Annotated in this window: 1 pseudogene; it reads right to left on the bottom strand. The window is 53.2% G+C overall.

Annotated elements, in window-relative coordinates:
- Positions 1-105: 105 nt before the first annotated feature.
- Positions 106-327, bottom strand: a pseudogene (gene glnQ / locus SB822_RS55795) (glutamine ABC transporter ATP-binding protein GlnQ); the annotation flags it as partial.

Below are 327 nucleotides of genomic sequence, written 5' to 3' on the forward strand. Positions count from 1 at the left end.
TCGTTTGCCGCTCGCATGCGCTTGACGCAAGGCTTCGATCAATCCCGGATAATCGAGCGCGGCTTCGGTTTGCTGTGCATTGAGAATTATCATCATTCGTTCCTGTCACGCCACGCGCTTCAAAAAACTTTTAGTACGCGGATGTTGTGGATTGCCCATAACCTTTTTAGGCGGGCCGGATTCAACAATCACGCCCCCATCCATGAAAATCAGATGGTCGGCGACTTCGCGGGCGAAGTTCATTTCATGTGTGACGACAATCATGGTCATGCCGTCTTCGGCCAGTTGGCGCATCACGGCCAGAACCTCTCCGACCAGTTCCGGATC

Origin of the sequence: Paraburkholderia sp. SIMBA_054 (genome assembly GCF_046534875.1) — a bacterium.
In the GTDB taxonomy this organism is placed as follows: Bacteria; Pseudomonadota; Gammaproteobacteria; order Burkholderiales; family Burkholderiaceae; genus Paraburkholderia; species Paraburkholderia hospita.